Origin of the sequence: Idiomarina sp. ST20R2A10 (genome assembly GCF_051842345.1) — a bacterium.
In the GTDB taxonomy this organism is placed as follows: Bacteria; Pseudomonadota; Gammaproteobacteria; order Enterobacterales; family Alteromonadaceae; genus Idiomarina; species Idiomarina loihiensis.
On the sequence record NZ_JBNIEY010000001.1, the window covers coordinates 135,587 to 148,978 of the forward strand.

General features: G+C 45.3%; 14 protein-coding genes. 11 read left to right on the forward strand and 3 right to left on the reverse strand.

From position 1 onward, the window contains the following. The first annotated feature begins 465 nt into the window (after positions 1 to 465). Entirely contained in the window at positions 466 to 1,416 is a 951-nt protein-coding gene (locus ACP7H9_RS00650) for an alpha/beta hydrolase family protein (protein ID WP_286824791.1), read from the forward strand. Positions 1,417 to 1,451: 35 nt separating this feature from the next. Here ACP7H9_RS00650 and ACP7H9_RS00655 read toward each other — a convergent pair whose 3' ends face one another. Continuing rightward, positions 1,452 to 2,150: a GOLPH3/VPS74 family protein gene (locus ACP7H9_RS00655; RefSeq protein WP_286824794.1), complete on the reverse strand. Its 699-nt coding sequence runs from the start codon at positions 2,148 to 2,150 to the stop codon at positions 1,452 to 1,454. A gap of 250 nt (positions 2,151 to 2,400) precedes the next feature. Here ACP7H9_RS00655 and ACP7H9_RS00660 point away from each other — a divergent pair, with 250 nt between their 5' ends. Both ACP7H9_RS00660 and ACP7H9_RS00665 read left to right on the forward strand, forming a co-directional pair. Beyond that, on the forward strand, positions 2,401 to 2,949 hold the full coding sequence (locus ACP7H9_RS00660; RefSeq protein ID WP_286824800.1) for a nucleotidyltransferase family protein: 549 nt from the start codon (positions 2,401 to 2,403) through the stop codon (positions 2,947 to 2,949). Between the two features lie 62 nt (positions 2,950 to 3,011). Continuing rightward, positions 3,012 to 3,965, forward strand: a complete 954-nt coding sequence (locus tag ACP7H9_RS00665) for a glycerophosphodiester phosphodiesterase family protein (protein WP_286824804.1) — start codon at positions 3,012 to 3,014, stop codon at positions 3,963 to 3,965. Positions 3,966 to 4,002: 37 nt separating this feature from the next. Here the strand turns inward: ACP7H9_RS00665 and ACP7H9_RS00670 are convergent, their stop codons facing one another. Then, entirely contained in the window at positions 4,003 to 5,241 is a 1,239-nt protein-coding gene (locus ACP7H9_RS00670) for an aspartyl protease family protein (RefSeq protein WP_286963599.1), read from the reverse strand. A gap of 151 nt (positions 5,242 to 5,392) precedes the next feature. On the opposite strand from ACP7H9_RS00670, the gene ACP7H9_RS00675 reads away from it, so the two are divergent. The 3 genes from ACP7H9_RS00675 (at position 5,393) to ACP7H9_RS00685 (ending at position 7,710) form a co-directional block, all read left to right on the forward strand. Continuing rightward, a complete protein-coding gene (locus ACP7H9_RS00675) occupies positions 5,393 to 6,202 on the forward strand; it encodes an AraC family transcriptional regulator (RefSeq protein ID WP_286830172.1) in 810 nt (269 codons plus the stop codon). Positions 6,203 to 6,233: 31 nt separating this feature from the next. Then, a complete protein-coding gene (locus ACP7H9_RS00680; RefSeq protein WP_439222061.1) occupies positions 6,234 to 6,638 on the forward strand; it encodes a hypothetical protein in 405 nt (134 codons plus the stop codon). Between the two features lie 79 nt (positions 6,639 to 6,717). After that, positions 6,718 to 7,710: a S41 family peptidase gene (locus ACP7H9_RS00685; RefSeq protein ID WP_439222062.1), complete on the forward strand. Its 993-nt coding sequence runs from the start codon at positions 6,718 to 6,720 to the stop codon at positions 7,708 to 7,710. 43 nt (positions 7,711 to 7,753) lie between these two features. Here the strand turns inward: ACP7H9_RS00685 and ACP7H9_RS00690 are convergent, their stop codons facing one another. Next, the gene (locus tag ACP7H9_RS00690; protein ID WP_439222063.1) at positions 7,754 to 8,869 is read right to left on the reverse strand and encodes a DEAD/DEAH box helicase; all 1,116 of its coding nucleotides are present in this window, start codon (positions 8,867 to 8,869) and stop codon (positions 7,754 to 7,756) included. Positions 8,870 to 9,258: 389 nt separating this feature from the next. On the opposite strand from ACP7H9_RS00690, the gene ACP7H9_RS00695 reads away from it, so the two are divergent. From ACP7H9_RS00695 to ACP7H9_RS00715, 5 genes are all read left to right on the forward strand, one after another. Beyond that, positions 9,259 to 9,771, forward strand: coding sequence for a hypothetical protein (locus tag ACP7H9_RS00695; RefSeq protein ID WP_110013268.1), 513 nt, complete (start codon positions 9,259 to 9,261; stop codon positions 9,769 to 9,771). Positions 9,772 to 9,876: 105 nt separating this feature from the next. Next, positions 9,877 to 10,389 carry a hypothetical protein gene (locus tag ACP7H9_RS00700; RefSeq protein ID WP_110013266.1) on the forward strand — a complete coding sequence of 171 codons (513 nt, stop codon included), beginning with the start codon at positions 9,877 to 9,879 and terminating at the stop codon, positions 10,387 to 10,389. A gap of 138 nt (positions 10,390 to 10,527) precedes the next feature. Continuing rightward, positions 10,528 to 10,971 (forward strand): CopD family protein, encoded by a 444-nt coding sequence (locus ACP7H9_RS00705; protein ID WP_110013265.1) that lies wholly within the window; start codon positions 10,528 to 10,530, stop codon positions 10,969 to 10,971. A gap of 81 nt (positions 10,972 to 11,052) precedes the next feature. Next, positions 11,053 to 12,300, forward strand: a complete 1,248-nt coding sequence (locus ACP7H9_RS00710; protein ID WP_110013264.1) for an acyl-CoA dehydrogenase family protein — start codon at positions 11,053 to 11,055, stop codon at positions 12,298 to 12,300. Next, the gene (locus ACP7H9_RS00715) at positions 12,293 to 13,378 is read left to right on the forward strand and encodes a phosphotransferase family protein (RefSeq protein WP_110013263.1); all 1,086 of its coding nucleotides are present in this window, start codon (positions 12,293 to 12,295) and stop codon (positions 13,376 to 13,378) included. Before ACP7H9_RS00710 ends, ACP7H9_RS00715 begins: the two co-directional genes overlap by 8 nt. Positions 13,379 to 13,392 lie beyond the last annotated feature (14 nt).

Below are 13,392 nucleotides of genomic sequence, written 5' to 3' on the forward strand. Positions count from 1 at the left end.
AATTAATACCAAAATACCTAGACCAAAGAATAGCCAACTGGTATTAGCTGTCCAGGCACCTTGTTCTTCTTTATATGATGCAAATATACCCGCACAGAAGCCCATAATGAAGCAGGCTATTGTGATGTTCTTCCAAAGCTTTGGGGCGACAATTTTCTTTTTACAGTTTGGGCATTTGTAGTTCCATGGGTTAATGTTTTTAAAGCTTTGTAAGAACGTCATGCTCTCGTTGCACTCAGGGCAAATCGGTCGTTTACTCATACTTTGTCTATCCTTGTACTTTTTATCGTTAATTTAACAAGAATTAGAACTTGATGTCATCACCGCTGCTATTTTATCTAAAATTTGCTAGAAAATTTATATAGTTAGTTATAAAAGAACTAATAACAATATTTTGAGTCAGATAACATTCCATCGCTATCACGCGAATCACACTCTAAATTATGGCAATCTGAGACTGAAAAAATGATAAGGAACATCACAAAATTAGCTTTAATGTTTATTCCGTTAATATTTTCAGACAGCTCATTGGCGAATGAATCTGGCGATATTCTTAGAGAAAAAAAGTGCCTCGGGGATACTTATGAAGAGGCAAAGTACTCAAGAATAAACAAAAAAGAGTTCCTGGATTTAAAAGCTAATTTTACCTGTAAGGTCATTGTCTACCAAAGCGGCCAGTATCCTGTTGGCGGAATACTGTTAACTCCTAAAACTGAGAATGACCAAAAAGTGCCTGCGGTCATTTTCAATCGAGGAGGTAATGGCCGTTTTGGGGCTCTAAACTACTCCAGTATTTTCCTGCATTTGAAACCTATAGCAGAAATGGGCGTTGCTGTTTTAGCCACTCAATACAGAGGTGGAATGGAGTTAACTGATGGACCGGCTGAGAGTGTTGATGAGTTTGGCGGGAGCGATGTGAAAGACGTTATTAATATTGTTCGGCTAGCCTCTCAGTTGCCATACGTAGATGAAAACCAAATTCATATGGTTGGGTTTAGTCGGGGAGCAATGTCGGCTTTTATATCACTAAAAGAACTGAGCAATATAAAATCATTGACGGTTCTTGGTGGCCCCTCGGATTTATTCAAAACACTTGAAGAAAGGCCTGAAATGGAAAAGGTCTTCGATTATAGAGTCCCCAGTTTCACGAGTAACAAAGAGTCGGAATTAAGGAAGCGCTCAGTAGTGTATTGGCTAGATGAGCTGCCTGGTGAATTACCCATCCTCATACTTCACGGAGCCAAGGATGAAAGGGTTTCTGTGGAGCAAGCAAAGATCTTAGCGGATAAATTATCCGATATTAATCATCCCCATAAGCTGGTTATTTATGATGATTACCACGGTTTACCGTTTTCGCAAGGTCTAATGTATAAAGAGATAAACGCCTGGATAACGGGAGAACCCAAGGCAGAATAAACGGTAAACTAGCCTGCAACGGCAACCGTATTTTTTTAACAGGAGCTTGGGCTCGATGTCACTGTTGCTGCAGTTATAGCCGGCATGATGGCAGCTATCATAACTGCTGCTTCTATAGCCTGGATCGCTTCTTTTGCGGCTTTGGATACCAGTTCGCCGTTTTCTATTTGCTTGATGCGGTGTTTACGATCTTTCAGCTCTTGCTTGCTAAATACTTGAGGTAAAAGTGATGCGCTATTGGCTAAAGCAATGGTAATAGCTATTCGCGGCTCAATATCGTTTTCATCACTCAGTACTACATTGCGCATTTCCTGACGCAACTGTTCTTCAGGCTCAGGATTCACCTCTGGGTATACACGGCGCTCAAACAACCACAAGACTTTCTCTTTCTCTGACGCCACTATTCCGTCAGCAGCGAGTGCCTGCGCTACTTTGTGTTTAAGGTCTTTAATGCCAGCGAGTTTTTCTACCCAGTATTCTAATTGGTATTGCCACTTTGTGTCCGAGATCTTTGTTAACGCTTCATCTAATAACGAGTCACCTGTTCGGCTGTCGTTAACTAACGTGACTTTTTCTTTATTGCCGTCATCAACTTTTATACGTCCAAGCATCAATAACTCGGCAGCTAGTGCAGCCGCGGTCGCATATTCTACATACGCGCCGTTCATGGTGCCTTTTTCCTCGCACAACGCGAGCAGCACAATAGCTTCGTAAAGCTTTAAGTTGTCCGGCATTCGGTACCTGCTTAATAATAGTTGTGATTGATATTATTCATATAAGCATTTTGGGTCGAGTCAGGCAAGGCTTAGACATAGCTGGTATAGGAGCGGTTTGTTGGTAAGTGTTTGAATTACCGTTTTAATTCGTTTAATGTCAGTTACATAACGAAATTAAAATTAGCGTTATCGGTGCGATGCAGAATGCCGTCAGTAATTGGTCGAGTTACTAAGTACGTATGCACAATATATAAATATCAGGCATCCAATGGACTACGAAGAACAGCTCAAAAAATGGATAAAAGAAGACTCGGAACGCATGGAGGTACTTTATTTGGCTGCTGAACTGCGCCTGCCGGACTGGTGTCTCGCTGCAGGCTTTGTCCGCAATCTCGCGTGGGACAAGATGCATAATTTTTCATCTGCAACGCCGCTTAACGATATAGATTTAATCTACTTCGATCCTAAGGATATCGGCAAGGCTAGAGATCGCGTTATAGAAGATAAGCTCAGCGGCATCTCTGATTTTCCCTGGTCGGTAAAGAATCAAGCGAGAATGCATGAGCGGAACTTGGATAAACCATATACGTCAGCTTCAAACGCTATGAGTTACTGGATTGAAGTGGAAACAGCTGTCGGAGCTAGGTTGGATGATAATGGGGAGGTCACCATTGTTGCCCCTTTCGGCGTCGAGCCTCTATTTAATTACTCCATTACGCTGAATAACAAGAGGCCCAAGCCAGTTGATTTTAGAAAGCGCATAGCTGAAAAAAGATGGTTGGAAATTTGGCAGAAACTAACGGTGAAAAGTGCTTAAGCAAACGCTGCATATGACAATCCCGTGAGTGCGGCATTAGCATTCCGCAGTAAGGAAATACTGTGAAAAAAATTATAATTACTTTGTCGCTTCTTATTCTATTGATAGTTATAGCTGGCATTTCTAACGCGTACTTGTTTGTTCCTAGTCTAAAGAGAGAGGGGGAGGTCGTTGCTTACCGTGCAGGGGGAGGCTCGGTAAATTATAGCAAATTGAATGAGACAGGTTGTACCGCAAAGTCTTTGCTGGAGTCCGAAGTCGGTACAGTTGAGAACACTCTAGAAGCAGCCTCTACATCCGTTCAAGCCGGAACCGATGTTCTTCATCTTAACGTGCACCGGACACTAGATGATCAACTGGTCGTATTTCACGATTGGACTTTAGATTGTGCGACCAATGCCAGCGGTCAGATAAATAAAACCTTGTTCCGTGATATACAAAAAGTTGATGCTGGATTTGGGTACACGTTTGATGACGGCGCAACATTTCCTTTTCGAGGGTTAGGCTTTAGAATTTCTAAATTAGATGAGTTCGTTAGCCGGTTTCCAGAATATGAATTCTGGTTAAACTTAAAAGATAACGATGAGCACTCATTTGATGTTCTATATCGTTACCTTGCCAGTAAACCTTTTACTCATGCTCAAGATGTTTTGGTGATCACCTCCTCAAAAGGCATTAACTGGTTTCGAAAAGCAGATTCATTAATCCCGGTAGTAAGTGTTGACGGCGTTAGAAGCTGCGGAGTTGACTACTTGCTGCTGGGGTGGGCTGGCATCGTGCCTGAATCATGTAAGAACACAACGCTCCTGATTCCGCCGTCGAAGGCAAAGTACTTTTGGGGATATCCAAAGAGATTAGCGGCCAGACTTCAAGAGCATGGAACGGAAGTCTATCTTTGGTCCAAGCACAAGCCTGTTGATGAAAGATTTGCAAATGTCGTAGCAGAGGGTGTCGGAGTAGTAACTAGTGACAACGGTTTTATGAGCAAAGTAAAAGCTAATAAGAGCGTCAATTAGGACGCTCTAAACTTCCTATAGTAAAAGCTAAAGTCAGTTATAACGAGATGCGATCTTTTAGCTTTAAATCGCCGCATTCTGTTCGGCCGCTTGTTTTCCAGCATAGATTCACGAATGGCTCATCACTGCTTAATAACGCGCGCAGCTCATCAAAGTTGTCTTCAGTTATTTCTTCGCCGTTAATTTCTCTCATTATCGCTGGTGCAGTAATTCCAAGTTCTGCTGCATGAGAATTTTCTGCTACCTGTTCTATTAGGCCTCCCAGACGGTGTGGCTCCATTACCAAGCCACTGCGGTCAATATAAGTTTGATTACTAAACAGCTTATTTTTTACGAGCGTAATAGTGCCTTCCTCGTAATTAAAATGGACATCAAATTTCCGAAGCAGCCCGCTGCCTATTAAACCAACTCCGTGAGAGTCTTTAAAATGCGGTAAATCATGTGCTGCTACATTTTGAAATTCCGCATCGCCCAGTCCAAAGAAGTCGATGCGACTGGTTTTAAATACCTCTTTGCCGTCAAAGTTTTGTGTTTGAGTTTCAAAATATTCCACTGGAAACTCTACACCATCTGCCAATTTTTCATTCAAATAAACATAGTCAGGGGCACCTGTGTCTACCACAAAAGCATATTTTGTCTTAACGTCGTCTTTGTTTTTCATTGTGGCATCAACGTAAGGAATTCGGCCATGAATCGACAATGGTAAAGTAATGCTGTTTTCGTTGCTGAATGCACTTTTCGTGTCTCTTTGAGAGAACTGTAGGGACTGTTCTGAGAAAAGAACCGTTATATTGAAGTGGTTCAGTAGGTCGTAGCCAATCGCGCCGTCAAAATAAGCTGTGTCATAGTCATTGAATAACGGGTTTTGCTCAATAGGGACGTGGATAAAGGTCAATTCTGAAAGCTCTAGTTCTCCAATTTGTATAACTCCATTATTAACCACGTTGACTTGCCTGCCCTGAAGATCAAGCTGTCTTTCCACATCTAACGGCAGGTTTTGAGTTCGGGGAGTATCAAAAATAACGGTCGCAGCGGCAGCTGAATCAAAAGCGAGCCTTAGAGGTTCGGTATCATTTACGTTTACTTCAATAATGATATGGCCGTCATGCCAAACGAAGGGAACTTTGAAGCTTTCTTCTTTACTTAACCATGTTTGCGACGCCAGAGCATTGCCGCTTTGTAGGTTGATGATCCCTTTGGCTGAGCAACTTGCCGTTAATAATGCGACGGTTACCACTGCAATCAATTTAGCGAAAACGACGTAGTGTTTAATCAAGATATATGCTCCCAATGAATGTTTGGGCTATAGTAGCTCGGCTAGCCTATATGTTATTGAACGATATTGCGATTATATGAATAAAGTGACATGAGGCATTAAAAAGGCTTTGTCATAGCTTGAAATGAGTCAATTCAGGAGTACCGCAGGGATGGGGAAGAACAAGAGTTGGGTGAGCAGAGCCGACGGCGAAACAGAACGAATCGAAGCCTGTTTTAGTGGACTTGCTTATGCACCACACAGCCATGACACATACACTTTAGCTTTAACGACACAAGGTGTTCAAAGCTTCAATTATCGCGGTGAATTACGACACTCCCTTCCCGGTGAAGTGGTGATACTGCATCCTGATGAAACTCACGATGGTCAGGCCGGGACAGATGACCCTTTTGCTTACCGAGCGATAACCATTGATCCTGTTGACGTGCAAAATATATTGCAAGGCTTCAGCCTGCCATTTTTGGACGGAGGAGTAACAAAGCAGCCTCAGTTTATTGAAATTGCGAAAAAGCTATTATCTGAATTTAATCGGCCGCTGGAAAAGTTAGAGCATCAGGATCTTATTTATGCTTTTGCCAACTGTTTACAGCAGACTACGTCGAACAGTATTAAGCATACTCAAGCAAACTACCATGCAATGAAGCGAGTGCGCGAATATATTGACGATATCATTACCATAGATTCCAGTTTACCTGTCGACATTACATTGGATGAACTGGCTGTGATTTCCGACTATAGTAAGTGGCAGGTAACACGCGATTTCAGAGCTCTATATGGCACCACCCCTTATCGCTACGTAACCCTGAAACGCTTACAAAAAGCAAAAGCTTTAATTGAGTGTGGCATACCATTGTCTCAAGTGTCATTCAGCAGTGGTTTTGCAGACCAAAGCCATATGACGAGACATTTTAAAAAATGTTTTGGCACAACCCCGAAAACCTGGGCAAACTTGAGTCAGTGATGTTCAAACTTAATATAGAACGAGACTTATAATGGTTAATTCAGCCAGAAAATATGCCTTTCAGGCTGTTAAGGTCACAATTACGGCGATTATGCTGTGCGTGTTCTGCTGGCTGTTTTTCAGTAACCCGGACTCGACTACAAATACTCAGTTCGTCGTAGCCGATACGTCTGTTACGTCCCAGGCAAATGGCGACACTGTTGTCTCGGCTTCAACATACTCAAGCGCGAGTCAATTTGAACACCATAAACAGTCTGCAAATTGGCAGTTTGAGCGCATTGATGAAACTAAGTTCAGCGTTGCCGCTGCTAATATTTATTTGCTCACCGAACCCATTCTTACTGATTGGTTTTTAATAAAGCCATCAAGTCGTTTTCATCTGTCCGGATGGAAAGACGTTGGCATACAATTCAAAATCAAGAACGCCTTTATCTGAATCCATTAGTTCCTAAACGAATAACGAAAACTGGACTGGTTCAAGCCAGCCGTTAATAATGGATTTTAAAGGTAAACTTATGAAAAGTATTTTGCTTAAACCGTGCAGACTTATTGCTCTGCTACTTTTGCTTATTTCTCTGTTGTCCAATTCGGAGCTATCTCAGGCCGATGAGAACAATCTGTCGCAAGAACATGTTCGTCAGCTGATGACTAAAATGTTCGATGTTATGCAGGACAACTACATAGAACCGGAAGTGGTTCCCGAGCTAAAACAGCTATTTCTTAACAAGCTGGAGCTGGGACAGTACGATTCGCTGACGTCTCTGGAGGACTTCGCGCACTTACTGGGACAAGATTTACGAGCGGTTACAGGCGATAACCACCTTAGTTTGTATACCGTTAACCCAGACGAAGAAATCACTCATATATTGACGCATAAAGAAGGGAAGTTAACCAACAACTATGGTTTCGAGGAAGTGCGTTACCTGAGCGGTAACATTGGCTATTTGAAGTTTAATAAGTTTTCGCCGGACAAGCAGGCCAGGGACGCCGTTGACGCAGCTTTTAACTTTCTTGGCCAGAGCGACGGTATCATCATTGACTTGCGAGATACCGTTGGCGGTTCGCCCGATTTAGTTCAGTACATGTTGAGCTATTTTCTGCACGACGAAACGCCTCTTTGGTATGTGCTGAATTCTTCAAACGAAAAGACAGCAGAGATTTCAGCATCTGATACCGCAGCTCACCACAGTTTTCGCGGTGACTCTCCGGTTTGGATATTAACCAGTCGCAATACAGCTAGCGCTTCTGAAATTTTCGCCGGTGTCTTGCAGGCGAACTCAAAAGCCGTACTGGTTGGTGACACCACCGCTAGTGCCGGTTTCTATGTCGGAGTACGCCGAATTACTGACACGCTTGTGTTTCGTATTTCACTATTTAAACCGATAATAACGGCAACCGGGAAAAACTGGGAGCGCACGGGAATTATTCCCGATATTCAAGTGCCGGCTATGGATGCTTTAGACCATGCTCATGAGCTGAGTGCTAAAACTATCCGCGCTGATCTTTAGTCGGAACCGGCGTCGTTCTGTCAAGTTCGACGTCGGCAATGCTCTACAGCTCATGCTGCTGAATCCGCTCGCCTATAAGATCCTCAATGGCTTTTAGCGCTTCAGCGTCCTCGTCCGTTACCAATGATATAGCATGACCGGTTTGACCGGCGCGGCCAGTGCGGCCAATACGATGTATGTAATCTTCCGCAACGTGGGGGAGATCGTAATTGATAACGTACGGCAGCTTTTCAATGTCGATGCCGCGTGATGCGATATCGGTGGCGACAAGCACCTGCACTTTGCCGCTTTTAAAGTCAGTTAATGCTTTGGTGCGGGCACCCTGGCTTTTGGCGCTGTGAATAGCCGCTGCCAAGAAGCCGGCTTTATCCAGCTGTTTGACTAACCGGTTAGCGCCTTGCTTGGTGCGCGAAAACACAAGCACCTGGGGTAAGTTGATACTTTTCAGTAGCTTTAATAGCAGCCCTAACTTTTGACTTTTTTGTACTTCATACACTGTTTGCTCAATAGGCTCGGCTGTGGAGTTGGGTGGTGCCACGGCAATTTCTACCGGGCTTTTCAGCAAGCCCTTAGCCAGCGTACGAATGTCATCGGAAAAGGTTGCCGAGAACAGAAGTGTTTGGCGCTTAGCCGGAAGTAACTTAATAATTTTCTTTATGTCGTGAATAAAGCCCATGTCGAGCATACGGTCGGCTTCATCTAACACCAGCACTTCTAACTTGGGGAAACGAACCGCGTTTTGTTTGTATAAATCCAGCAAGCGGCCTGGCGTCGCCACCAGAATATCCACGCCTTTACGAAGCTTCATCATTTGCGGATTAATTTTCACACCACCAAACGCCACCGCATAATTCAGTGGCAGACCCGCACTTAAGTTCGCAACGTTCTCACCCACCTGAGCAGCTAATTCGCGAGTCGGCGTTAAAATGAGTACGCGCGCCGTGTTTGCCTTTGCGCGCTCGTTACCTTTCAGAAGCTCTAAAATAGGTGCGGTGAAAGCGGTTGTTTTTCCCGTACCCGTTTGCGCCGCTGCCATGACGTCTTTCCTTGCAAGCACCAAAGGAATAGTCTGAGCTTGAATGGGCGTAGGCTCGCCGTAACCTTGACGTGCAAGGGCTGCAAGAGTTTCAGGAGAAAGTTCGAGATCAGAAAAAGTCATGTGACCGTGTGCGGTTTGGTGTTTAGGCTGTGTATTGTACGTTAGATTCGGGTTATTTGGTACGGTTCCGCCGCTTATGACTGGCTGGTTGATTCAGTTGCCTGCGCACATTCTTCGGTGATGTCGCACCGTTTAGCATTGCTTTATGGAATTAACTCTTTTATCGTCAGCTATATAACAAAAAATTAAAGTATAATATTGCGCATTAGGTTGAACGAAAGTGAGCATGCTCGAATTGTTTTTTCGGGTAAGTTTGACCTAAGAGTAAAAATAGTAATTATTATCAGTCGCTAAGACGGTTTGGAGTGCTGTTTTTGGGCGTTACAAAATGCGCATGCGCAGTATATATATGTTATGCACAGGTTGTTCGAAATGAAAGGGGTTAGCTGATGGAGATGGTAGTTTCGGTGGGTGCCTTTCTGGTCTCTTTAATAGCGCTGTACCTTTCCCACTGGCATAAATCTTCAAAAGCTATTCTTTGTTTGAATAGCCGATTTTTTGATTGCCTCAGTGAAAAAACGAATAGAGAGCTGAACTACACCTTCAGTAATACTGGTAATCAGGAGCTTTACATCAAGGATATCGCTTTGTTGATGGGGCCATCTCCACTTGGGCATTTGAAGCATGATGCCCCATATCTTGAAGTCCCAATCAACCATCTTGATCCGTTTGTGTTAAAACCAGGGGAGATTCGGCCTTTCACTGTGGTGCATGATGCTGCCTATAGACCGCCAAAGGAATCAGATCCAAATCAGCATCGGCATACAATATTGAGTCTTGAGGTGATCTCAGCAAACGGAAAGCGTTACCAAGTTGCTCATGACATCTCAGAGCTAGGCGCAACTGGACCGGCTTTGAAACATCCAATCTGGAAAGGAGTTCCCTTGGGAAGTTCAGTATGAGCGAGCTTTGCATAACAATCGGCTGCACGGCGACCGATTTTCCGCCGCTTTCGCGGCTCCAAACCGGCGCGTGAGCCGGGCGTTAAGAACAAGAAAAACAATATTATGGCATCAGGCACATCAAATAAATTAACAGGGCAGGTCGGCGAACATCTAGTGTCGGCAATACTGGGTACGTTAGGTTACTATGCTTCTCCGTACTCTGGGAATGTGCCAGGGTTTGATGTTACAGCCGTGCATTCCGAGTCATTAAAGTCGTTTCCTGTTCAGGTTAAGGCGAGTACCAAGGGTGCTCTGGTTCAGTCCACAATCGATAAGTGGTGTAATCACAGTACCGATGAGAATAACCGTCAATCTCTGGGCGAATTGACACGCCTCAAGCACCCCGATTTGATCTGGGTTTTGGTGCGGTTGCCCGACTCGGGAGTCAGTGGAGCAAGATTTTTTATCTGTACTGAGCGTGATATACAGAAAAAAATTGTCGATAGGTACGTGGCTTTCATGGAAAAGCACGACTACCGCCGCCCTGGAGGCGGCGCTTCACCGCAAGCGATACTCAATATCAAAGACGTTGCTGAGTTTGAGAATAACTGGGAAGTTCTTTCGGTTTATCAATAACCATAGCTATAAAAATACGTCATGAAATTAAACCGAGTAAGTTGCCGGAAATTATTGGTTTCAGCTTCAAAGAGACAATAAAATTGTCTGGTTCGCAAAATAATTTGTACAAATATCTAGGTTGAAAGGCGGCTTCCAATGTACGGCTCACTTTTACTACTCCACATTCTCGCGGCAACCATCTGGACAGGTGGGCACATTGTCCTGTCCGTCGTTGTGCTGCCCAAGGTTTTGAAGGAGCGGTCACCTCAGCTGCTCCTGGATTTTGAGTCTGTGTATGAAAAAATTGGCATGCCCGCACTCATCATTCAAATAATTACAGGCGTAATGCTGGCGCACAGGCTACTCCCAGATTTCAGTCAGTGGTTTAATACCAGTAACCCAGTTGCTTATCCAATAATGGCAAAACTGGGTTTGCTCGCGTTGACGGTTGGTTTTGCTATTAGCGCAAGGTTTCTCGTCATACCCAACCTTTCGCCAGCAAACCTCAAAGTAATGGCATGGCATATCGTGTCGGTTACTGTTATTTCCATTCTATTCGTTGTTGTGGGTGTTTCGTTTCGAACAGGCTGGTTTTATTAAACGCTTTGCCCCCAACTCTGGTTGTACCACCAACACTTTCAAGTCTACAATGCTGTTAACTATTCGTTCGGAGCGGGCATTATGGACTTTTCCTACAGTGCGAAAACAAAGGACTACTTAGCGCGGATAGATGTGTTTATGCGCGAGCATATTGAGCCGTATGAAAACCAGTATCAAAAAGAGAATTACCGGCTGAACAGCACGCCGAACTGGCGTGAGTGGCAGGTGGCACCAAGGGTGGCTGAGCTTAAGCAAATAGCGAAAGAGCAGGGGCTTTGGAATTTATTTTTGCCTGATGAAGAGCTTGGTGCTGGTTTAAGCACGCTGGAATATGCGCCGCTGGCTGAGCGTATGGGTCGCAGCCTCTTAGCACCCGAGGTCTTCAACTGCAACGCACCTGACACGGGTAATATGGAAGTGCTCTATCACTTTGGTGATGACCCGCAGCAAGAGCAGTGGTTAAAACCGCTTTTGAACGGCGACATCCGCTCGGTGTTTTGTATGACAGAGCCCGATGTCGCGTCCTCCGATGCCACCAATATGCAAACTACCATTAAAGCGGATGGCTCCGACTGGGTCATAAATGGTCGTAAGTGGTGGAGTACTGGTTTGGGTCACCCGGACGCAGAAATTGCCATTGTTATGGGGCTAACTGATGAAGATGCCGAAAAGCATCATCGCCATTCCATGGTATTGGTGCCGTTAAACACGCCGGGCGTGAATATTGAACGTATGTTACCTGCTCTGGGCGAGTACGATGCCCCCTACGGCCATGGCGAGGTGGTGTTCGATAACGTGCGCGTACCGAAAGAGAACATTATTGTTGGCCCTGGTGCCGGTTTTAAAATTGCGCAGGGGCGTTTAGGCCCCGGACGAATTCACCATTGCATGCGCGCTATTGGCGCGGCTGAACGTGCGTTGGAGCTCTTTATTGAACGGGGCGTATCGCGCATTGCCTTTGGCGAGCCATTAATGAAGCTTGGCGGCAACACCGAGCGTTTAGCTGATTTACGCGTGGCGATTGATCAAGCGCGCTTGCTGACATTGCACGCTGCATGGCAAATAGATAACGTAGGTGCACTTAAAGCCATTAAGGAAATATCGGCCATTAAGCTGGTGGCACCGAATGTGCTGCAGCGGGTGGTGGACGAAACCATGCAGTTGTTTGGTGGGGCCTCTATGTGTCATGACACACCGTTGCCGGGGTTATTAACTGTTGCGCGTTCACTGCGCATTGCCGATGGACCCGACGCGGTTCACCGTGCGACTATTGCAAAAACCGAGTTGAAACAAAGAGAAAAACAATGGAAAGGGCGCTCTAATGACTGATCCATCATCCGCCGTAGTCGATCAGGCGAGTGACGTACGCGAAGAAGAAACCTTGCCCGTAGAGGCGTTGGACAACTGGCTGGCGGAGCATATAGGCGACGAGCTGCCGGAAGATCGCGGTACTTTGCGCATTACCCAATATACTGGTGGTGTGTCGAATTGGACCTACCGTTTAGATTACAACGGCCTGGCTTTGGTTCTGCGCCGGCCTCCAGATGGCACAAAAGCCAAGTCCGCCCATGATATGGGGCGTGAGTTCCGTCTGCAAAAACGACTGCGGCCGGCGTTTCCGCACGTACCCCGAATGCTGGCGTATTGCCGTGACGAGTCGGTTATTGGCGCCGAGTTTTATGTGATGGAGCACGTAACAGGAATTATTCCGCGGAGGCGTTTTCCTAAAGGGCTGGACCTTAGTTCTGAGCAGGCGCGGCAGCTATGCACGAACGCGCTGGATAAACTGATAAAGCTGCACCAGGTGGATTTAGACAGCACTGGGCTACGAAAAATAGCTAAAGGTAAAGGCTATACCGAGCGTCAGGTAAATGGCTGGTGTGGCCGTTATGAAAAAGCGAAGACCTGGAATGTATTCGGCGCAGGTTCAGTTATGCGCTGGCTGCAGGAAAATAAGCCAGAGAACGAAACGATTTGTCTGGTTCATAACGACTTTCGCTTAGACAACCTGATACTCAATCCGGATGACCCAACCGACATTATCGGCATTCTGGACTGGGAGCTGGCGACCTTAGGCAATCCGTTAATGGACCTAGGCAATTCGCTGGCTTATTGGATTGAAGCAGGCGATGACAAAGTGGCGCGTGCGACCAAACGTCAGCCGAGCGACTACCCAGGCATGCTAACCCGCAAAGAAGTTATCGATTACTACTGTGAGCGCACTGGCACCAAGGTAGAAGACTTTGCTTTCTACGAAGTGTTTGGTTTATTCCGTTTAGCGGTGATAGCCCAGCAAATTTATTATCGGTACCACCATAAGCAAACCACCAATAAAGCCTTTAAGAACTTCTGGTTTTTGGTGAACTACTTGCTATGGCGTTGCCGCCGTCGTATTGCCAAAGCCTAAAAAATACGAATAAA